This window comes from Methylibium rhizosphaerae, assembly GCF_006386545.1.
GTDB classification, from domain to species: domain Bacteria; phylum Pseudomonadota; class Gammaproteobacteria; order Burkholderiales; family Burkholderiaceae_C; genus Pseudorivibacter; species Pseudorivibacter rhizosphaerae.
Map to the genome: position 1 here is coordinate 1 of NZ_SWAR01000060.1, position 21,679 is coordinate 21,679.

A 21,679-nucleotide genomic window follows, 5' to 3' on the forward strand; every position below is an offset into this window, starting at 1 on the left:
CGAGGGCGAGCAAAGAACTCGCCCTCAGCCTGCGGCTTCGGAGCTCAGACAGCTTTGCTCGACCGCTTCGCGGCAACCCTCGGGCCGCGACGCTGCGCAGGCGGCACAGACGGGGCCCCGTTTACAAAGTGACCGACGAGCCGGCCTGGGGGCCGGCTGCATCGCCGCGTACCAACCCGTCCGTTCGCCCTGATCCTTCGACAGGCTCAGGACGGGGTACGCCTGACGGCGTATCGAAGGGCCGCAGGGTCCTACGCGGGTCTGGATCGGATACAGACCAAGCGACGACATGCGACTGCCCCTACCGCCCCAACGTGCTCCTCATTTGCTCGAACATCGCATCCGCCGCGGGCGACCCGGCCGAGGCCTTGCTGCGCAATGCCGCCACCTCCAGCGCGGGCAACGGGGGCAGGCCATGCCGCGCATCCAGCACCTGCAGGCCCGGCGGCACGCTGCAGCGGGTGAGCACGGCCACCGCCACGCCGCTTTCGACCGCGGCCAGCTGTCCGGCGAGGCTTGAGCTGTTGTAGACGACGCGGTGCGCCCGCCGCTGCGCCGACAGCGCGGCCAGCGCGTCGCGGCGGGCGCGGCTGCCGGCCTCGTACACCGCAATGGGCAGCGGATCGCGGCGCCAGGCTTCATGCTGCGCTGCGCCCACCCAGACCAGCGGCTCGTGGAACAGGAAGCTGCCGCGCTGCGGCCGGTCCCGGGTGACGAGGGCCAGGTCGACCTCGCCGCGCTGCACCCGTGGAATGAGGGCGGTGGACTGTTCGCACACCAGCGTGATCTCCACGCCGGCGTGGCGGCCGGCGAAGCTGCGCAGCACCGGCGTCAGGTAGCTGGCGGCGTAGTCGTCGGGCACGCCCAGCGTCAGCCGGCCCGACAACGCGCGGCCGTGCAAGGCCTGCTGCGCCTGCGTGTGCAGTTCCAGCATGCGGCGCGCATACCCCAGCAGCTCGGCGCCGGTGGGCGTGAGCTGCAGATGGCGCGGCCCGCGTGTGAGCACCGGGCGGCCCACCGCGTCCTCGAGCTTCCTGAGCTGCATGCTCAAGGCCGGCTGCGAGCGGAACACCAGCGGCGCCGCGGCGGTGAGCGAGCCGGCGTCCACCACGGCCACGAAGGCGCGCAGCCAGTCGAGCTGCAGGTCGGCGGTTTGCATGGGGCACACCCTCGTCAATTCGATAAACGAATGGTAGCCGTCAGAACTATGCGCTTTACGCACGGCTGCACGACCCGCACAGTGCGAGCCATGACTGCATCGCTGACCACTCCTGAAGCCGCTGCCGGCCCGTCGACCGCCCCGCAGCTGCTGCGGCGCGGCACCGTGCTCATGGTGGGCGGCGGCCTGCTGCTGGGCACGCTGGGCGTGTTCGTCGAGGAGGCCGGGCAGCATCCGCTGTCCACCGTGTGGTTCCGTTGTGCATTCGGCGCGCTGGCGCTGCTGCTGTGGGGCGCGGCCAGCGGCCGGCTGGGCGAGTTGCGGCTGCAGGGCCGGGGCCTGCTGATGGCCGTGGCCGCCGGGGTGCTGATGATCGCGAACTGGGCGCTGTTCTTCGCCGCGATCTCGCGCAACTCGATCGGGGTGGCCACGGTGGTGTTCCACGTGCAGCCGTTGTGGGTGCTGGCGCTGGGCGCCTGGTGGCTGCGCGAGAAGGTGTCGAAGCGCCAGGCGGCTGCAGCCGCGGCGGCGCTCGCAGGGCTGGCCCTGGCCACCGGCCTGCTCGAGCAGACCGCCTCTGCCGCGGCCTGGGGTCCGGGCTACTGGCTGGGCCTGGCCATGTGCCTGGGCGGCTCGTTCAGCTATGCCTGCGTGACCCTGATCGCCAAGGCGGCGCCTGGCATCGGCTCGTTCGCGCTGGCATGGTGGCAATGTTTGGTGGGCATGCTGCTGCTGGCCTGGTGGCCCTTGATGCACGGCTGGCCCGAGGCGGGCGCCGCATGGGCCTGGCTCGCCGGACTGGGCGTGCTGCACACCGGGCTCGCCTATGTGGTGCTGTATGCCGGCATGGCACACCTGCCCACCGGCCGCATCGCGCTGCTCCAGTTCGTCTACCCGGGCGCCGCGGTGCTGGTCGACTGGCTGGTGTACGGGCGCGCGCTCAGCCCCTTGCAGCTGGCCGGTGTGGTGGTGATGGGGCTGGCACTGGCGGCCGCAAGGCGATCGGGCGACTGAGCCCGCGGGTGCGTCAGGGTTTCCGAGGGGGCGGCCGGCGCCGACTTGGCAAGCAGGGGGCTGCGGCGATATGCTTGTATAGACAAGTAGGAGCCCCGCCATGAGCCAAGCCACCGACCCCCGCTACGACGCCTCGCGCGTGATCCGCGCGCCGCGCGGCAGCCAGCTGTCGTGCAAGCACTGGATCGCCGAAGCCGCCTATCGCATGATCCAGAACAACCTCGATGCCGAGGTGGCCGAGAACCCGAAGCACCTGGTGGTCTATGGCGGCATCGGGCGCGCCGCGCGCGACTGGGCCTGTTTCGACCAGATCCTCGCCTGCCTGCGCGAGCTCGAGGAAGACGAATCGCTGCTCATCCAGTCGGGCAAGCCGGTGGGGGTCTTCAGGACGCACGCCGACGCGCCCCGGGTGCTGATCGCGAACTCCAACCTGGTGCCGAAATGGGCCACCTGGGAGCATTTCAACGAACTCGACCGCAAGGGCCTGTTCATGTACGGCCAGATGACGGCGGGCAGCTGGATCTACATCGGCAGCCAGGGCATCGTGCAGGGCACCTACGAGACCTTCGCCGAAGCAGGGCGGCAGCACTTCGGCGGCAGCATGGCCGGCCGCTGGATCCTCACGGCGGGCCTGGGCGGCATGGGCGGCGCGCAACCGCTGGCAGCCACCTTCGCCGGCGCCGCCTCGCTCACCATCGAATGCCAGCAGAGCAGCATCGACTTCCGGCTGCGTTCGCGCTACCTCGACGAGCAGGCCGCCGACCTCGACGATGCGCTGGCGCGCCTGCAGCGCTACACCGCCGAGAAAAAGGCGGTGTCGATCGGCCTGCTCGGCAATGCGGCGGAGCTGCTGCCGGAGCTCCTGAAGAGGGCCCAGGCCGGCGGCCTGCGGCCCGACCTCGTGACCGACCAGACCTCGGCACACGACCTGGTGCACGGCTACCTGCCCATCGGCTGGAGCGTCGATCGATGGAAGGCCGCGCAGCGCGACCCGGCGATGCATGCCGAGCTCACCGCGGCGGCCGCCCGTTCCTGTGCGGTGCATGTGCAGGCCATGCTCGGTTTCCAGGCCTTGGGCATTGCCACGGTGGACTACGGCAACAACATCCGCCAGGTGGCCTTCGACCAGGGCGTGAAGAACGCGTTCGACTTCCCGGGCTTCGTGCCGGCCTACATCCGCCCGCTGTTCTGCGAGGGCAAGGGGCCGTTCCGCTGGGTGGCGCTGTCGGGCGACCCTGAAGACATCTACAAGACCGACGCGAAGATCAAGGAGCTGTTCCCCGAGAACCGCCACGTGCACCGCTGGCTCGACATGGCCAGGGAGCGCATCTCGTTCCAGGGCCTGCCGGCGCGCATCTGCTGGCTGGGCCTGGGCGAGCGCGACAAGGCCGGCCTCGCGTTCAACGAGATGGTGAGAAGCGGCGAGCTGAAGGCGCCCATCGTCATCGGCCGCGACCACCTCGACACCGGCTCGGTGGCAAGCCCCAACCGCGAGACCGAAAGCATGCGCGACGGCACCGATGCGGTGTCGGACTGGCCGCTCCTGAACGCGCTGCTCAACGCCAGCGGCGGCGCGAGCTGGGTGTCGCTGCACCACGGCGGTGGCGTCGGCATGGGCTATTCGCAGCATGCCGGCATGGTGATCGTGTGCGACGGCACGCAAGCCGCGGCGAAACGCCTGGCGCGGGTGCTGGTCAACGACAGCGGCTCGGGCGTGATGCGCCATGCCGATGCGGGCTATGAGCTGGCCATCGCCACCGCCAGGAAGCAGGGCCTGAAGCTGCCGATGGTCAGGTAGCCTCCATGAGCATGACCGCCTGGGACGCCTTGTGGACGAACGTCCACCTGGCCACCATGACGCACCAGGGCTATGGCGAAGTGCACGACGGCGCCATTGCCGTGCGCGACGGCCTCATCGCCTGGGCGGGCCGCAGGCGCGATCTGCCGGCCGGGGCCAAGGCGGCGGAAGAGCATGACGGCCGTGGCCGCTGGCTCACGCCCGGACTCATCGACTGCCACACGCACATCGTCTACGCCGGCAACCGCAGCGATGAATTCGAGGCGCGCCTGAACGGCGTGCCGTACGAAGAGATCGCCCGGCGCGGCGGCGGCATCCTGTCGACCGTGCGGGCCACGCGGGCGGCCGATGAAGCCGCGCTGCTGGCGGCGAGCCTGCCGCGCGTGAAGGCGCTGCTGGCCGAGGGCGTGACCACGCTCGAAGTCAAGTCGGGCTACGGCCTCGACACCGACACCGAGGCGCGCCTGCTGCGTGTTGCCCGCGAGCTGGGCCGCATGCTTGCGCTGCGGGTGCGCACCACCTGGCTGGGTGCGCATGCGGTGCCGCCTGAATTTGCCGGTCGCGCCGACGACTACGTGAGCATGCTGTGCGAGCAGATGCTGCCGGTGCTGGCCTCGCAGGGGCTGGTGGATGCGGTGGACGCGTTCTGCGAAACCATCGGCTTCTCCCCGGCGCAGACCGAGCGCGTGTTCGACTGCGCAGCGCGGCTCGGGCTGCCGGTCAAGCTGCATGCCGAGCAGCTGTCCGACCAGGGCGGCGCGGCGCTGGTGGCGCGGCACCGCGGCCTGTCGGCCGACCACCTCGAATGGCTGTCGCCGCAAGGTGTGCAGGCGATGGCGGCGGCCGGCACGGTGGCGGTGCTGCTGCCCGGCGCGTTCTATTTCCTGCGGGAGACGAAGCTGCCGCCGGTGCAGGCGCTGCGCGATGCCGGCGTGCCGATGGCCGTCTCGACCGACTGCAACCCCGGCACTTCGCCCATGCCTTCGCTGCTGGCGGCCATGAACATGGCCTGCACGCTGTTTCGCCTGACACCGCAGGAAGCGCTGGCGGGGACCACCCGCCATGCCGCAGCGGCGCTCGGGCTGGCCGGCACGCTGGGCACGCTCGAAGCGGGCAAGGCGGCCGACTTCGCGCTGTGGGACATCGACCGCCCGGCCGACCTCGCCTACATGCTGGGGCTGAACCCGTGCAGTGCGGTGGTCCATGCCGGGCGCGTGCGCGATGTGCCCCGAACGGGGAATTGACGCCGCCTCGACGGCACACCCACGATGGCCGCCCCAGCCCCGACGCCGCCCGCGGCACCCGGGGCGCACATGATGGAGGCGTTCAATGAAGCAGACATCCCGCGCGGGCCTGGCGGCCTTCGCGCTCGTGGCCACCGCCGCGCTCGCCGGCAACGAATTCGCCGGCTCCCCGTCGACGGCCGGCGGCTACCCGACCTGGGACTCGGACCTGATCAACATCGAGGCGGTCACGCAGACCGGCCGAGGCGTCTACGTGGCGGTGCTCGACACCGGCCTCGCGCCGAATTGGCGTGACTACTTCCCGCGGGCCCGGATCGCCGAGCAGCTGGGCACCGGCTTCGAGCAGTCGGTGGTGTTCCGCCAGGGCGCCGACCCGTGCCAGGTCGAGGCCGAGGTCGGCCCGCTGCGGCAGACGACCTGGGTCGGCTCGACCGGCTCGCAGCACGGCACCCACGTGGCGAGCACCATCGTCGGCTACAACTACCGCAGCCCGAGCGACGCCGCCGCCGGGTTTGCCCTGCCGCCGATCCAGGTGCGCGGCATCGCCCCCGACGTGACGATCATCCCGGTCAAGGTGCTGGCCGACTACCAGGTGCCGCCGGCGCCGCGCTGCCCGGACCCTGATCTCGCCGCCGGCGGGCATGCGGTGTTCGGCACCTCAGCCATGATCGCCGCCGGGCTGGACCACGTGACCCGGCTGGCCACGGCCGGCTACCGCCCGATGGTCGTCAACATGAGCCTGGGCGGTCCGGCGCTCGAGCCGGTGGAAAAGGCGGCGCTCGATCGGGCCATCGCCGCCGGCGTGATCGTCGTCGCCGCAGCGGGCAACGAGGGCGAGGCCGGCATGGGCTATCCCGGCGCCTACCCGCCGGTCATCTCGGCCGGCTCGGTCGGCTGGACCGGTGAATGGCTGTTCCCGGGTGCCGGCCCGCGCTACCGCATGTGGTGGCTGCAGTACCCCAACGCGCCGATGGTGGCCGCCAGCGGCGACACCACCGATCCGACGTCCATTGCCGAGGTCTACGTGAGCGACTTCAGCAGCCGCGCGATCGCCGCCCGCGGGCACCAGCTCGACGTGCTGGCGCCGGGGTCCTGGGTGCGCGGTCCGTTCGCCGGCGAGCCCGGCTACAACCACCTGCCGTGGTGGTCGAACGGGGCCGGCGCGCTGCGCGGCCGCAACTCGGGCAACTTCTTCTATGTGGGCGGCACGTCGATGGCAACGCCGCACGTGGCGGCGCTGGCGGCGCTGATGCTGCAGAAGAACCCGTCGCTCGGGCAGGCCCAGGTCGAGTCCATCCTGAAGTCCACCGCGCTGGCGATCCCGGCGGTCGGGTCGAGGCAGGTGTTCGACTTCGATCACTTCACCAACATCGTCTGGGACAACGATTGCGGGGCGCTGGGAGCCTGCGATGCCGTCGGCAGCGGCCTGGTGCGGGCCGACGCGGCGCTGGGCGCCACCCCCTGAATCGATGCCCGGTCCGCCCTCGCCCCCGGGGGCGGACCGTAGAAGCCGGCTCGCTCTTCGGCGCAGCCGGTGCCTCCTGCCCTGCAGCTCGCGCCGCCCGGACGACGCTTCGTCGCGCGGCGCTTCTCGACGCCCGGCCATCGCGTAAGCTTGCGCGCCACCGCGTTTACAACGCTGCGCAACTCTTACAGACAACCCCTCCACGAGAGCCGGGAGTTCCCTCGATGAAGACGATCCGACTGCTGGCGGCCGCCGCCCTGGCCGCCGCCACCCTGCTCGCCGCCTGCGGCAAGGCCGACAAGGCCGACAAAGGCGCCGAGGCCGCCAAGGCGAAAAAGCCGGCGGCGCTGCTGCTGGCTCCCGAGGACATGCGCACGCTGGTGCCGGGCAGCCTGTCCAGCGGCCCGGTCGTGACCGGCTCGCTCCAGCCGGAACGCCGCGCCGACCTGCGCGCCGAGGTGTCGGCCGTGGTGCTGCAGGTGCTGAAGGAAAACGGCGACAGCGTGAAGCGCGGCGACCTGCTGGTGAGGCTGGATGACACCGCCATCCGCGACAGCCTCAATTCGGCGCAGGAGTCGGCGCGCGCGGCCGGCCAGGCTTTCGAGCAGGCCGAGCGCCAGGTGCAGCGGCTGAAGACGCTGCAGGGGCAGGGCATGACCTCGATGCAGGCGCTCGAGGATGCCGAAGTGCGCCGCAACAACGCGCAAAGCGAGCTGGCGGCGGCGCGCGCGCGGGTCGTGTCGGCCCAGCAGCAGCTGCGCCGCACCGAAGTGCGGGCGCCGTTCGACGGCGTGGTGAGCGAGCGCAAGGCCTCGGCCGGCGACACGGCGCAGGTCGGCAAGGAGCTCATCAAGGTGATGGACCCGGCCAGCATGCGTTTCGAGGGCCTGGTGTCGGCCGACCGGCTGCACGAGATCAAGCCCGGCCAGGCAGTGGGCTTCCGGGTCAACGGCTATCCGAACACCGAATTCACCGGCAAGGTGAGGCGGGTGGATGCAGCGGCCAACGCAAGCACCCGCCAGGTGGAGGTGCTGGTGGGCTTCGATGACGCCAGGACCGCGCCCCGCGTGGCCGGGCTCTATGCCGAGGGCCGCATCGAGTCGGGCAGCACGCCGGCGCTGATGCTGGCCGAAGCCTCCATCGTGCGTGCCGGCGATGCGGCCCATGTGTGGGTGGTGAAGGACCACCTGCTCAAGAAGGTGAGCGTGCAGCTCGGCGAACGCGACCCGCGCCGCGGCGAGTACCCGGTGAAGAGCGGCCTGTCCGCCGGCGACCGCATCCTGCGCAACCCCGGCAGCACCCTGGCCGACGGCCAGCCGGTGGAGTTCATGCGGCCGGCTGCCGCTGCGGCCGAAGCCGCCAGCGGAGCGGCGTCGGCTGCCGTGAAGTGAGGTAGCGCCATGTTCCTTTCCGACTTCAGCATCAAGCGGCCGGTCGCCACGGTCGTGATCATCATCGCGCTCATGGCGCTGGGCCTGCTCGCGCTCGGCAAGTTGCGCGTGAACCAGATCCCCGACGTCGAGCAGCCGGTGCTGGCGGTGAACATCACCTACCCGGGCGCCTCGCCCGAGACGGTGGAGCGCGAGATCGTCAACCGCATCGAGAAGGCGCTGCAGAGCATCTCGGGCGTGGACGAGGTGCGTTCCACCGCCAGCGAAAGCAACGCGCGCATCGTGCTCATGTTCAAGTTCGACAAGAACATGATCGAGGCGGCCGACGAGGTGCGCAACGCCATCGGCACGGTGCGTCACAAGCTGCCCGTCGAGATGCGCGAGCCGGTGCTCCAGCGCATCGACCCGGCGGCCCAGCCCATCATGCAGCTGGCGCTGTCGTCGACCCGGCTGACCCATTCCGAGATCTCGCGTCTGGCCGAGGACCAGCTGGCCGACCGCTTCCGCGGCATCAACGGCGTGGCGGTGGTCAACGTCAACGGCGCGCTGCGCCGGGAGCTGTCGGTGCTGCTGCGGGCCGAGAAGCTGCGCGAGTTCAACGTCTCGGTGGCCGAGGTGGTGAATGCGGTGCGCACCCAGAACGCCACCGCGCCGGTGGGCAAGGTGCGCGGCACGCTCGAAGACCAGAGCATCCGGCTGGTCGGGCGCATCGAGTCGCCGGCCGAGTTCGAGCAGATCGTGATCCGCCGGCGCGGCAACGAGATCGTGCGGCTGGGTCAGGTGGCCACGGTGCGCGACGGCTTTGCCGAGCTCACCGGCTTCTCGGTGCGCAACGGCCACCCGAACGTGGGCCTGTCGATCACCCGCTCGCGCGATGCCAGCACGGTGAGCGTGGCCGACGAGGTGCGCGCGCTGGTGGCCGACATCAACAAGACGCTGCCCGAAGGCACGAAGCTCGAGGTCACGCAGGACGGCGGCGAGAACGCACAGGACAGCCTCGACAACGTGATCCACGCGCTGGTGTTCGGCGCCGGCCTCACCATCTTCGTGGTCTATGCCTTCCTGAACTCATGGCGTTCCACGCTCATCACCGCCCTGAGCCTGCCCACTTCGGTGATCGCGGCCTTCATCGCGGTGTGGCTGTGCGGCTTCACCCTCAACTTCATGAGCCTGCTGGGCCTGTCGCTCGCGATCGGCGTGCTGATCGACGATGCCATCGTGGTGCGCGAGAACATCGTGCGGCACATGGAGATGGGCGAAGACCGGCGCACGGCGGCGTTGCGCGGCACGGCGGAGATCGGCCTGGCAGTGGCGGCCACCACCTTCTCGATCGTGGCGGTGTTCGTGCCGGTGGCCTTCATGCCCGGCGTGTCGGGCGAGTGGTTCCGCCCCTTTGCGCTCACCGTGGTGGCCTCGGTGCTGGTGAGCCTGTTCATCAGCTTCACCCTCGACCCCATGCTCTCGGCCTTCTGGGGCGACCCGCCGAGGCACCATGAGGCGCCCAGGCGAGGCTTCAGCGCCGTGCTGGCGCGCTTCAACACCTGGTTCGACCACCAGGCCGATCGCTACGGCCGCGTCATCGCCTGGGCGCTGCACCACCGCCGCTGGATGGTTGCGTTTGCCGTCGCCAGCTTCGTGGGTGCCATCGCCCTGCAGGTCAAGTGGGGCGGCTCGAGCTTCCTGCCGGTGTCCGACGCCGGCGTGCTGGCGGTGGAGGTGCGCACGCCGTCGTCGAGCAGCCTGGAGTATTCGAGGCTGAAGCTCGAAAGCGCTGCCGCGCTGGCGCGCACGCTGCCCGAGACCAAGGCCACCAACAGCTATGTGAACCCGGGCGGCGGCCGCATCTACGTGGACATCGGCAAGAGCACCGGGCGCAAGCGCTCGGCCACCGAAGTGGCCGCGGAGCTGCGCACGCTGACAGCGCGGCTGGTGGGGGCCGAATACGTGGTGCTGGACGACCTGAACAACGGCGCGCAGAAGCCGGTGCAGGTGCGCTTCTCGGGCACCGACTCGCGGCGACTGCTGGAGCTGACCAACGAGTTCATGGACAAGCTGCGCAAGGTTCCCGGCGCGGTGGACGTGGGCCTGTCCGAGCAGGACCCGCAGGCCGAACTCAAGATCGAGCTCGACCGGGGCCTGGCCAACACGCTGGGCATCTCGGTGAACGACGCCGCCCAGGCGCTGCGCGTGGCCTTCGCCGGCGTGGAAGTGGGCGACTGGGTCGACCCGAGCGGCGAGACGCGCGACGTGGCGGTGCGCCTGCACCCCGATGACCGGGTGGACGCGAGCAACATCGAGCGCCTGCCGATCGCGGTGTCGGGCACCGGCATGCTGGTGCCGCTGGAGCAGATCGCCAGCGTGACCATGGGCCGCGGCCCCTCGCAGATCCAGCATGCCCACGGCAAACGCATGATCTCGGTATCGGCCAACGTGCAAGGACGCTCCTCCGGCGAGGTGACGGCCGATGCGGTGGCGCTGGCCAAGAGCCTGCAGTTCCCGCCCGGCTACGGCATCGAGCTGGCGGGCGCCTCGAAGGACCAGCAGGTGGTGTTCCGCGAAATGGGCATCGCGCTCGTGATGGGCGTGGCGCTCATGTACCTGATCCTCGTCATGCAGTTCGGCTCGTTCACCGCGCCGCTGCCGGTCATGCTGTCGCTGCCGCTGTCGCTCATCGGCGTGGTGGTGGCGCTGCTCATCACCCGCGGCACGCTGAACCTCATGAGCTTCATCGGCGTGATCATGCTGATGGGCCTCGTGGCCAAGAACGCCATCCTGCTGCTCGATGCCGCGCGGGTGCAGGAAGCCGAAGGGGTGCCGCGCGAGGACGCGCTCATGAACGCCGGCCGCAAGCGCCTGCGTCCCATCCTGATGACGACCTTCGCCCTGATTGCCGGCATGCTGCCGGTGGCCATCGGCGTGGGCGAGGGCGGCGAGTTCTACCGGCCGATGGCGGTGGCCATCATCGGCGGCACCATCACCTCGACGCTGCTCACGCTGCTGGTGATCCCGAGCTTCTACGACAGCATCGAGATCGCGCGTGACCGGGCGATCGCGAAGTTCCGGGCGCGCGAGGCGCGCTGGAACACGGCGTTCGCCTTCGTGGCCACGCTGCTGGAGGCGCTGGCGACCCTGGTCTTGCTCCGGTTGCTGTGGCGCCTGATGCGCAGGGTGGCGATGGGGCCGCGCCCCGCCACCGCCTGACGCGGCCCTGGCTCAGGCCTGCAGGGCCTGGGCCAGCCTGCCGGCTGCGGGGCCGAAGGCGTAGCCGTCCATCGCCAGGAAGCCGTAGGTCATGCTGGCGTGCACGCGCTGCGGCACCGCGTCGCGGCCGCCTGCGCCGGCGGCCACATAGAAGGGCAGCCAGTGCTCGTCGGTCGGGTGCATGGCCACCGCGCCGGGTGCGGCCCGGCGGTAGTCGAGCAGGGCTTCCCAGTCGCGCGATGCGCTGCGCTCGGCCACCCAGCCGCGAAACTGGGCCGCGTCGGGCGTTTCGGGCGCATCGACCGGCGGGCGTTGCGACATGAACAGGCGCAGGTTGTGGGTGAGGCTGCCCGAGCCCACGATGAGCACCCCATCGCCGGCCAGGGGCGCCAGCGCCTCGCCGATGCGCCACTGCTCGGTCGGCGTCCGCGTGGGCACCAGCGACAGCGGCAGCACCGGCACGTCGGCCTGCGGCCACATGTAGCGCAGCAGCGTCCAGATGCCATGGTCGAGTCCGCCCTCCGGCGTGACTTCCACCGCCAGCCCTTGCCCGCGCATCAGCTCGGCCGCGCGCTGGGCGAGTGCCGGCGCGCCCGGCGCGTCGTAGCGGATCTCGTACAAGGGCGCCGGGAAACCGCCGAAGTCGTGGATCGTGTCGTGCTGCGCTGCGCCCAGCAGGTAGGGCGTGCGCGTCGCGGTGTGCGGCGACACGACCAGCACGGCCTTCGGCCGGCCGAAGGTGGCGTCGATGGCCGGACCCAGGCGCTTGAGGAACTCGCCCGCCTCGCCTGGCTCGAGGGCCATCATGGGCGAGCCGTGCGAGAGGTACAGCGAGGGCAGGGTTGTGGCGGTCGTGTTCATGCCTTCATTGCAGCACCTCGTTCGGCCCGCGTCGTGCAAACCGGCTGCACGCAGCATTCAGCGGAGCTGACCGGTGGTGTGGCCGGCCGGCGCGGCTACTTGCTGCCCAGGCGCTTCGACTCGATCTTTGTGACGCGCTGGCCTTCTTCCAGGACTTCCACCTTGCGGTACTTCCCGAGCTCATCGCAGTGAGTGCAGCGAACGTGGCTCCAGGTGTCCTTCGTGACGGCCGACTTCGGCGTGAACGGCTTGTCGCAGTACACGCAGAACATGACGCTTGTCCTGGGCCGTTGCGGGTCGTGGCAGGCCACCTCCTTCTTGCATTTGGGGCAGCGTGTCTTCACGCCCTGCGGGTTGGCGCCGTACGCGCGCCACGCGTCGTCGGCGATCGCCATCGAGAAGACGTGGCCGTGAACGCAATGCACCTCGTGCATCTGCACGCCCCGGGGCAGGGCCTGCGCCGGCGTGAAGCCTTCCAGGCCCACGTCGGGGCGGTCGCACAGCATCTGCGGCAGGAATCGCCGGCAGGTTTCGCAGGAGTGCACCGGCCGCAGCTGGTTCCACTTGCGGTTCGGCTCTTCCGACTTGGTGACGGGGTTCTTCCACCACAGCTCGGTCATCCGGATCGACAGGATGTCGCGGCCGCCCGCGATCTTGAGCAGGTTGCACAGCAGCTTGGGCGCGGCGCATTCGGTGCGCGTGACGCCTTGCGGCATCGTCGGCACGAAGGCCAGGCCGCCCACGCCGTAGCAGCCTTCTTCGCCCAGTTCGGCCGGCATGTGGTGCACGACCTCCCACTCGCCGAGGGTCTTGTCCGGCAGCACGTTGGCGCCGGAGTTCGCCAGCCAGCGCACCACCTTGCCGCCGACGTTCGCGGTGACGGCGCCGATCATGAACTCTTCACGGGTCTCCTTCTGGATGTCCTTCAGGCGCAGCACGTGCGCCGTGAGCGCCTCACCGAAACGCACGACGGCTGCCGTGGTTTCGTCGGACGGCAGGATGTTGGCCAGCCGATGCTGGTCGGGGCTGCGCCCGCAGCGCGGGCAGAGGGTCAGTTGTGCGGATGAACCGCCGTATTGCACGCGCTCGGGTGTGTTGAGTTCCATGTCGCCAGCTCCCTGTTCCAGTGGCCCGATGGCCCCCGTCGAAGTTCATGGCGGCGGTTCGAGCGCGCGCCAGACCGACACGCCGGGCAGCGCGACGGGTCGGCCGGCACCGGGCGTGCTGAACCACTGCAACTGCGGTTCATGGCCTCCTTGATAGCCGTGGCGCCGGTAGAAGCCCAGTGCCGAAGGTAAGGTCACCAGTCTCATGTGCCGGCCGCCGCCTGCCCGGGTGCGGGCCTCCGCGGCCCGCAGCAGCGCGGTGCCGATGTTGCGGCGCCATCGCTGCGGTGCCACGTACAGCGCCAGCAGCCGTTCATCGCGGCACAGTGCGGCACCCACCAGATGATGGCCTTCCCAGGCGGCCAGCGACGTGTCTGCCTCCTGCGGGGCATGCCAGGGATCCAGGTCGAGCCAGAGCTGCCGCTGGAGGTCGGTCAGGTCGCCGGGCGCCGCCAGGATCGCCTCGAAGCGCAGCCTCGACAGCAGCGGTGCCTGTGCGGCCGGCGCTTGGCGAACGATGAGGCTGCAGCTCAACTGTGCGCCAGCGCCGCCGCAAGGTCGGCGAAGCTGCGAGAGCGGATTTCCTCGCCGATGGGGTGGCCCAGCGCCCGCTCGACACGGTTGGCCGAATACAGCCCGCGCACCATGGTCCGGGGCAGGTTGTTGAGCAGGCCGCTGGAGTCCCGCACGATCTCGGTGACGATGAGGTAGCGCGCGCCGCAGGCCAGGAAGGTGGCCACGATGTCGCCGACCTCGGCATGGTGCAGGTGGTCCGCGTCGATCGTGACCCACTGGCTGGCAGGCGTCATGACCTCGGCCACCGACAGGTCGTGGTGGCCCACGCCGCGCGCCTGCGCCACCAGCATCGGGCGCTCGCCTTGCAGGTCGGCCGCGGTGACCAAGCCGCAGATGCCGCCGCGCGGATCGCTGACGAACGCCATGCGCACGCCGGCATGCTGCATCAGCCGCAAGGTGGCCGGCAGCGGCTCGCCGGCGGGCACCACCACGCTGGGCGACACGCGCAGGTCGGTGAACAGCGTGATGGCCGGGTCCCGCAGGTCGGCATGCTGCTCGGTGTTGACCAGCATGACGACCGTGTCGCCGGGGGGACTCACCCGCAACGGTGCATAGGCGCCCATGACGAACTCCTTCGACCCCGGGCCTTGCCAGGGCCTGGCACCGGTGTACTCCTCAGGGCGCGGCTGCGCAAGCCGGCGTTTGCGCGGGTCAGGGAAACTGCGCGGCGCCCGTCACCACCAGCTCTGCCTGCGGCTCGGGCAGGGTGTCCTGCAGGGTGGCGCCGCCCAGCGCGGTGATGCGAACCTGCAGCGGGCCGGCAGGGATCTCGGTCGGGTGGACGAAGTAGTTGTAGGTCTCGCGCGGCACGGTGATCCAGCTGCTGGCGCCGCTCGGCAGGATCTCCAGCCTGGTGATGGGCAGCCGGTGGTTGCGCACCTGGATGGCCGTCCACCAGCGGGTGCTGCCTTCCTTGTAGCGGTACTGCACCGGGCCGGACACGTCGCCCGGCACCAGTTGCCAGGTGATCGGCACCCGGCCGGCCGCCGGGTCGGCGATCAGTGCGAAGGCCTGTTCGCTGAAGTCGACGTCGCCCGGCCGGCACTCGGGGCATTCGTCGGTGATGCGCACCGTGACCGTGCCCTTGGGGCCGGTGGCCCGGATGTAGGCGCCGCACAGCGCGCTGCCGGCGTAGTCGGTGTGGTTCATCGCGGCAACCATCAGGTTGCCGGGGCTCGCGTCGAAGCTGCAGTGGCCTTCGCCGGTGGCGCCGTAGAAAGTGCCCTCGCCGCTGTGCACCTCGCCGATGGCGGCGGATGCGGGGGCTGGCGTCGGCGTGGGGGTGGGGGTGGATGTGGGAGCGGGTGTGGGTGTCGGTGTTGGCGTGGAGCCGTTGCCGCTCGAGCCGGTGTTCGTGTTGCCGCCGCCCGGGGTGTCGCTGCCCCCGCCGCCGCAGGCAGCCAGCGCCAGCAGCAGCGCCGTTGCGCACGCCAGGCTCGCGAGCATTGCGCGCGGGAGTGTGTTGTTGTCGTCCCTGGCCATGGAGCTTCTCCGGTTGTGCGTGTTCAGGGCAGATGCGGCGTGAGCACGCTCATCATCGGCCGGTCGTTGCCGTTGCTGGGCTCGAGCGTGTAGATGTATTCGCCCCACCAGGGCCCGGCAGCCCACCAGGACCAGCCCATCCAGACGTCGGCATTGGCTTCCAGGTGATCGAGCATGTCGTCGACCGCGGCGCGGCAGGTCGGGTTGTTGCCGCCGGCGAATTCGCCGAGGAAGCCGCGCTTGCCGTTGGCCCGCAGCCACTGGCTGAAGCCGGCCAGCGCCTGCGAGCCGACGGTGGCGTTCTGGCACTGCTCGGAACGGCCGGAGTAGTCGCCGTCGAGGTACTGGTGCACTTCGTAGGCATGGCGGTTGGCCGGATCCTGGATGCCCAGCATCACCTGCGCATTCGGCGTGCCGTACCAGTTCTGGCTCCAGCTGTGCGCACCGGTCCAGGCGTTGCCCGGCACCAGCACCAGGTTGTTGGCTCCGGCCGCGCGAATGGCGGCGATGGCGGCGTTGGCGCCGGCGAGCCATTGTTCGGTGGGCATGGTGTTGGGTTCGTTCATCAGCCCGAACAGCACCCGGTCGTTGCCCTTGTAGAGCAGCGCAAGGCGGCGCCAGAAGTCTGCGAAGGCGGCGTTGGGCACGGCGCTCGAGCCGATGAGGTTGCCGTGGTAGCGCGCGTAGTTGTGCGGGTCGAGCAGCACGCTCACGCCCTTGGCGGTGGTGGCGCTCACGAAGCCGTCGAGCCGTGCCAGCTCGGCCGCGTCGAAGTCGCCGTTGAGAGTGCGCTGCAGCCGTTCCCAGCGGAACGGCAGGCGCACCACGCTCATGCGCTTGCCCTTGAAGTAGTCGACCTCGGTCTGGTTGGGATAGACGTAGTCGCTGCCGTGGGCGCCGGGCAGGTTGCCTTCGCCGAACTCGGCCGACGCGAGGTTCACGCCGCGCAGCGTGAGGCCGCCCGGGGTGGGCGTTGGGGTGGGCGTCGGCGTGGCGGTTGGCGTGGGGGTGACTGTCGGTGTCGGCGTGGCACTCGGCGTGGGGGTGGTGGTCGGCGTCGGCGTCACGGTCGGCGTGGGAGTGGCCGTCGGCGTGGGCGTCGGAGCTGGCGTGGGCGAAGGCGTCGGTGTCGGTGTGGGGGTGCCGTTGTCGTCGCCGCCGGAACCGCAGGCGACCATGGTCGCGCAGGCCGCGGCCAGCAGCAGGTGGCGGGTCCACGCGAGGGCGGGGCGACGGACCGGGGTGGCGGAGGGGCGGCGCAGCATGGTGTGTCGTTCTGGCTGATGAAGGGGCGTCGGCCCGGTCTGCGGAGTATCCGCAGGGGCGCCGGCCCAGGCATGACGAAGGCGTGACCAAATCCATCGGGGTGCGCCCGCAGGCCGGCCAATGTGTTGCGCCTTGTTGCAGGGTGTCGCCCCCTCGCAGCAGACGCAGCTGCCGGCCAGGAATGAATCCTTAATCTGCGGCCCGCACGATGCCACCCCCCGCCGCGCGCGCGTGATGTACCGTTGCGCGGGACCCTTCGAAGCCGATGCCATGAACCCTGCGACGACACCCCCTCGCCTCTGGACACTCGCCGGCCGCCAGCTGATGCGCGACCTGCGGGCGGGCGAACTGCGCCTGCTGCTGGTGGCGGTGATGCTGGCGGTGGCAGCGCTGTCGGCGGTCGGCTTCTTTGCCGACCGGCTCAACACCGGCCTTGCCCGCGACGCGCGCCAGCTGCTGGGCGGTGATGCGCTGGTGGCGAGCGACCAGCCCACACCGCCCGATCTGCTGGCGCTCGCCCAGCGCCTGCGGCTGCAGACCGCCACCAGTGCCGGCTTTCCCAGCATGGCCCGAGCGCCCGATGCCAAGGGCGGTGCCACGCGGCTGGTGTCGGTCAAGGCGGTGAGCGACGCCTACCCCCTGCGCGGCCAGCTGCAGGTATCCGACACGCCCGGCGGCGAGGCGCGCAATGTGACGGCCCGGCCCGAGCCGGGCACCGTATGGGTGGACGCGCCGGTGCTCGAAAGCCTGGGCCTCGCCATGGGCGACAAGCTGCTGCTGGGCGATGCCGCGCTTGCCGTGGCCAAGGTCATCGTCATCGAGCCCGACCGTGGCGCCGGCTTCCTGGGCTTTGCGCCTCGGGTGATGCTGCACGAGCGCGACCTGGCGGCCACCGGGCTCATCCAGCCGGCCAGCCGCGTGACCTACCGGCTGGCGGTGGCGGCCAACGGCGGCGGCGAGGCCGGTGTCGGCCAGTTCGTCAGCGAGGCCGAGGCCCTGATCCAGAAGCAGGGTCTGCGCGGCGTGCGGGTCGAGTCGCTGCAGACGGGCCGGCCCGAGATGCGCCAGACGCTCGACCGGGCCGAGAAGTTCCTGAACCTGGTGGCCCTGCTGGCGGCGCTGCTGGCGGCCGTGGCCGTGGGCATCGCCGCGCGCGACTTCGCCAGCCGGCACCTCGACGACTGCGCCATGCTGCGTGTGCTCGGCCAGTCGCAGGGTCGCATCGCCGGCGCCTATGCCCTCGAGTTCGCGCTGGTGGGCGTGGTGGCCAGCGGCCTGGGTGTGCTGCTCGGCCTGGCGGTGCACTACGTCTTCGTGTGGCTGCTGGCCGGGCTGGTGAACGCGGCGCTGCCGCCGCCGGGCGCGTGGCCGGCGGTGTTCGGCCTGGGCGTCGGGCTCACGCTGCTGATGGGCTTCGGCCTGCCGCCGGTGCTGCAGCTCGCGCGCGTGCCGCCGCTGCGGGTGATCCGGCGCGACCTGGGCGAGTTGAAGCCGGCATCGCTCACCGTGCTGGTGGCCGGCTTTGCCGGCTTTGCGGCGCTGCTGCTGGCGGTGGCGTCCGACGTGATGCTCGGCGCCATTGCGGTGGGCGGGTTCGCCGCGGCGGTGGCGCTGTTCGCGCTGCTGTCGTGGGGCGCGGTGATGCTGCTCAAGCGCGCCGTGCCGGAAGCGCGCGCGCCGCGCTGGCTGGTGCTGGCCACGCGGCAGATCGCGGCGCGCCCCGGTTTCGCGGTGCTGCAGGTGTCGGCCCTCAGCGTGGGCCTGCTGGCGCTGGTGCTGCTGGTGCTGTTGCGCACCGACCTCATCGCCAGCTGGCGCCAGGCCACGCCGCCCGATGCGCCCGACCGTTTCGTCATCAACGTGCAGCCCGACCAGGCCGAGCCCTTCCAGCAGGAGCTCAAGGCGGCCGGCGTGCGCCGCTACGACTGGTACCCGATGATCCGCGGCCGCCTGGTGGCGGTGAACGACAAGCCGGTCTCGCCGGACGACTACACCGAGGAGCGCGCCAAGCGCCTGATCGACCGCGAGTTCAACCTGAGCCATGCGGCCCAGGCGCCTGCCCACAACGAGGTGGTGGCCGGCCGCTGGTTGGCCGAGGAAGACGGCGGCCTGTCGGTGGAAGAGGGCCTGGCCGAAACGCTGAGGCTCAAGCTGGGCGACACCCTGCGCTTCGACATCGCGGGCGCCATGCACGAGGGCCGCATCACCAGCCTGCGCAAGGTGGACTGGGCCTCGATGCGCGCCAACTTCTTCGTGATGTTCACCAAGGCCCGGATGCCGGAGCTGCCGGTGACCTACATCGCAGCCTTCCGCGCGCCGCAGCCCAAGGCAGGCCGGCCCAGCTTCGACAGCATGCTCAGCCGCAACTTCCCGAACATCACCAACGTCGACGTGTCGGCCTCCATCGCGCAGGTGCAGGGCGTGCTCGACAAGGTGATCCGCGCGGTGGAGTTCCTGTTCGGCTTCACCCTCGCCACCGGGCTGGTGGTGCTGTTTGCGGCGGTGAGCGCCACGCGCGAGCAGCGTGCGCGCGAGTTCGCGATCATGCGGGCCATGGGCGCCGGCGCGAAGCTGCTGGGGCACGTGCAGCGTGCCGAGCTGCTGGGCGTGGGCGCTCTGGCCGGCTTCCTGGCCTCGCTGGGGGCGGTGGCGGTGGGCTGGGCGCTGGCACGGTTCGCCTTCGAGTTCACCTGGAACGCTTCGCCCTGGGTGGTGGCCGCAGGCGGCGCGGCCGGTGCCGCGCTGGCGCTGGCGGCGGGCTGGTGGGGCCTGCGCGAGGTGTTGCGCCGGCCGGTGGTGGAGACGCTGCGCAGGGCGGCGGAGTAGGCGCCGTGCTGTCCTGAGAACTCACTGCATGTCAATCCCTCCTAAGGGACTGTTGCACGTGATTGACTTGTCATATCGCTTTGGGAAACATCGCCCGCGCCGACTGCAGTGAGGGGCAGCGGCGCGTGGCGGCGCTGCAGCGAGCGGCTCGCCCCGATCCGATCGATCGAGATACCGAAAACGATTACGCCAGGGGGTGTTCATGTCGCATCGCGAGTGGGCTGCGCGTTTCCGCGCGGGGGGATTCCTGCGCCGGCTGGGCAGGCTGACCGGTATTCCGCTGATGCTCGCGGTGCTCTGCCTGGCGTTTCCGCTCGGTGCGTCTGCGCAGGTGCGGTATCACTACGATGAACTGGGCCGCCTTGTCGGTGCGGTGGCTCCCGACGGCTCCAGCGTCCAGTACGAATACGACGGCGCAGGCAACATCACCGCCGTTCGCCGCAGGGCGGCCAATGTTCTCAGCCTCGTCGAGTTCACGCCCAATGGCGGACCGGCGGGCACCTCGGTCACCATCCACGGTTCAGGATTCAGCGCGACGCCGACCGCCAACACGGTCAAGTTCAACGGTGTCGATGCCGTCGTTTCCGCGGCCACCACAACCTCCCTCAGCGTGACCGTGCCGAGCGGCGCTACCACCGGCAAGCTGAGCGTGGCCAACGGCAACGGCACCGTGACCAGCGCGGCCGATTTCGTCGTGAGCGCGGGCCTTGGTTCGCCATCGATCACCAGCTTCGCCCCCCAGATCGGCGTTGTCGGCACGGCGGTCACGATCTCCGGAACGAATTTCCAGCCGACCCTCTCCGGCAACAAGGCATCCATTGGCGGCATCACCTCGCCCGTTGTCCAGGAAGCGGGCAATCCCACGGCGACGCAGCTGAAGGTGAGCGTCGGTGGGGCGACTGCCTCAGGCAAGGTCACCGTATCCACACCCTACGGACGTGCCGTCAGCGTCGCCGACTTCTACGCGCTGCCAAGCACGGTGAACCCGGCTGACGTCGAGTTCATGGGGCGTGTGTCCGTCGGCGGGCCGGCACTCAACGTCGCCACCACCGTGGCGGGCAAGAAGGCCGTCGTCATCTTTGACGGCGTCGCGGACCAGAACCTTCACTGGGTGACCAGCGCCGGCAGCTTTGCCAGCTCAATCGCCGTGCAGGTCTATCGGGCCGGCGGGGTGTTGCTCGAGACGAGCTCTCTCGCCAATGCAGGCGTCGTCGACTTCCTCAATCGCCTGCCTGCCGGCGGCACCTATACCGTGGTGCTGAGTCCGGGGGCCACCGACAAGGGGGCCGTCAGCCTGCGGTTGATGGCCGACGTCACCGGCACGCTGACGATGGACGGTTCGACGCCGGTGAACCTGAGCGCGGGGCAGAACGGCCGCTACAGCTTCACGGCCGAGGCGAACAAGGGCTACGGGCTGGCGCTGACGGGGCTGGCGTTCACGCCGACGGGCGGCTCGCTGAGCGCGACGCTGCGCAAGGCCGACGGCACCTACCTGGCGCAGTGCAGCTTCAGCAACAGCAACAGCTGCGACTTCGCGCCGAGCTACTTCGCCGCGGCGGGCACCTACCTGCTGGACTTCGACCCGTCGGGCACCTATGCGGCGAGCTTCAACGCGGTGCTCAGTGCCGACGCGGGCGGACCGTTGACGGTGGATGCGGCGACGCCGGCGACGGTGACGATCGCCCGCGAAGGGCAGAACGCGCGCTACACCTTCAGCGGCACGGCCGGTCAGCTGGTGAGCGTGGTGTTCACGGGCAACACGCTGGACGACGGCAACGGCAGCACGAACAACTACACCTACGTGTACCTGTACAAGCCCAGCGCGCCCAACAGCAGCGCCGTGGGCTCTGCCAGCCTCTACACCAGCACGGCCAGCGGCACCTTCGACATGTCGCTGCCGGAGACGGGCACCTACTTCCTGTCGGTGAACCCGAGTGCGCTGGACAAGGGCACGCTCGGGCTGCAGGTGAAGACCTACGCCAGCGGCACGCTGACGATGGACGGTTCGACGCCGGTGAACCTGAGCGCGGGGCGCAACGGCCGCTACAGCTTCACGGCCGAGGCGAACAAGGGCTACGGGCTGGCGCTGATGGGGCTGGCGTTCACACCGACGGGCGGCTCGCTGACGGCCACACTGCGCAAGGCCGACGGCACCTACCTGGCGCAGTGCAGCTTCAGCAACAGCAACAGCTGCGACCTCGCGCCGAGCTACTTCGCCGCGGCGGGCACCTACCTGCTGGACTTCGACCCGTCGGGCACCTATGCGGCGAGCTTCAACGCGGTGCTCAGC

At 70.5% G+C, this 21,679-nt stretch carries 15 protein-coding genes; 8 read left to right on the top strand and 7 right to left on the bottom strand.

Features of this window, described 5'->3' with window-relative positions:
• Positions 1-301: 301 nt before the first annotated feature.
• Entirely contained in the window at positions 302-1,159 is an 858-nt protein-coding gene (locus E8D38_RS25825; RefSeq protein WP_140637149.1) for a LysR family transcriptional regulator, read from the bottom strand.
• Positions 1,160-1,249: 90 nt separating this feature from the next.
• On the opposite strand from E8D38_RS25825, the gene E8D38_RS25830 reads away from it, so the two are divergent.
• The 6 genes from E8D38_RS25830 to E8D38_RS25855 all read left to right on the top strand — a co-directional run bounded on the left by E8D38_RS25830 (position 1,250) and on the right by E8D38_RS25855 (position 11,272).
• Positions 1,250-2,173, top strand: coding sequence for a DMT family transporter (locus E8D38_RS25830; RefSeq protein ID WP_140637151.1), 924 nt, complete (start codon positions 1,250-1,252; stop codon positions 2,171-2,173).
• A 100-nt stretch (positions 2,174-2,273) separates the two neighbouring features.
• Positions 2,274-3,971, top strand: a complete 1,698-nt coding sequence (gene hutU / locus E8D38_RS25835) for a urocanate hydratase (RefSeq protein ID WP_140637153.1) — start codon at positions 2,274-2,276, stop codon at positions 3,969-3,971.
• 5 nt (positions 3,972-3,976) lie between these two features.
• On the top strand, positions 3,977-5,215 hold the full coding sequence (gene hutI, locus E8D38_RS25840; RefSeq protein ID WP_140637155.1) for an imidazolonepropionase: 1,239 nt from the start codon (positions 3,977-3,979) through the stop codon (positions 5,213-5,215).
• Between the two features lie 85 nt (positions 5,216-5,300).
• Positions 5,301-6,680, top strand: a complete 1,380-nt coding sequence (locus E8D38_RS25845) for a S8 family serine peptidase (RefSeq protein WP_140637157.1) — start codon at positions 5,301-5,303, stop codon at positions 6,678-6,680.
• A gap of 224 nt (positions 6,681-6,904) precedes the next feature.
• Positions 6,905-8,071, top strand: a complete 1,167-nt coding sequence (locus tag E8D38_RS25850; RefSeq protein WP_140637159.1) for an efflux RND transporter periplasmic adaptor subunit — start codon at positions 6,905-6,907, stop codon at positions 8,069-8,071.
• A 9-nt stretch (positions 8,072-8,080) separates the two neighbouring features.
• Positions 8,081-11,272: an efflux RND transporter permease subunit gene (locus E8D38_RS25855; RefSeq protein ID WP_140637161.1), complete on the top strand. Its 3,192-nt coding sequence runs from the start codon at positions 8,081-8,083 to the stop codon at positions 11,270-11,272.
• A gap of 12 nt (positions 11,273-11,284) precedes the next feature.
• Here the strand turns inward: E8D38_RS25855 and E8D38_RS25860 are convergent, their stop codons facing one another.
• The 6 genes from E8D38_RS25860 to E8D38_RS25880 all read right to left on the bottom strand — a co-directional run bounded on the left by E8D38_RS25860 (position 11,285) and on the right by E8D38_RS25880 (position 16,562).
• On the bottom strand, positions 11,285-12,133 hold the full coding sequence (locus E8D38_RS25860) for a dioxygenase family protein (RefSeq protein WP_140637163.1): 849 nt from the start codon (positions 12,131-12,133) through the stop codon (positions 11,285-11,287).
• 95 nt (positions 12,134-12,228) lie between these two features.
• The gene (locus E8D38_RS25865) at positions 12,229-13,239 is read right to left on the bottom strand and encodes a hypothetical protein (protein ID WP_140637165.1); all 1,011 of its coding nucleotides are present in this window, start codon (positions 13,237-13,239) and stop codon (positions 12,229-12,231) included.
• A 45-nt stretch (positions 13,240-13,284) separates the two neighbouring features.
• The gene (locus E8D38_RS28470; protein ID WP_181179455.1) at positions 13,285-13,773 is read right to left on the bottom strand and encodes a GNAT family N-acetyltransferase; all 489 of its coding nucleotides are present in this window, start codon (positions 13,771-13,773) and stop codon (positions 13,285-13,287) included.
• A complete protein-coding gene (locus E8D38_RS28475) occupies positions 13,770-14,378 on the bottom strand; it encodes a CBS domain-containing protein (RefSeq protein ID WP_181179457.1) in 609 nt (202 codons plus the stop codon). The genes E8D38_RS28470 and E8D38_RS28475 overlap by 4 nt, the downstream gene beginning before the upstream one ends.
• An 88-nt stretch (positions 14,379-14,466) precedes the next feature.
• Positions 14,467-15,297 carry an expansin EXLX1 family cellulose-binding protein gene (locus E8D38_RS25875; RefSeq protein WP_246099687.1) on the bottom strand — a complete coding sequence of 277 codons (831 nt, stop codon included), beginning with the start codon at positions 15,295-15,297 and terminating at the stop codon, positions 14,467-14,469.
• Between the two features lie 23 nt (positions 15,298-15,320).
• Positions 15,321-16,562, bottom strand: coding sequence for a glycoside hydrolase family 5 protein (locus E8D38_RS25880; protein WP_246099689.1), 1,242 nt, complete (start codon positions 16,560-16,562; stop codon positions 15,321-15,323).
• A 271-nt stretch (positions 16,563-16,833) separates the two neighbouring features.
• Here E8D38_RS25880 and E8D38_RS25890 point away from each other — a divergent pair, with 271 nt between their 5' ends.
• On the top strand, positions 16,834-19,389 hold the full coding sequence (locus E8D38_RS25890; protein WP_140637171.1) for an ABC transporter permease: 2,556 nt from the start codon (positions 16,834-16,836) through the stop codon (positions 19,387-19,389).
• A gap of 202 nt (positions 19,390-19,591) precedes the next feature.
• A partial coding sequence (locus E8D38_RS25895) for an IPT/TIG domain-containing protein (RefSeq protein WP_140637173.1) occupies positions 19,592-21,679 on the top strand: 2,088 nt, incomplete at its 3' end.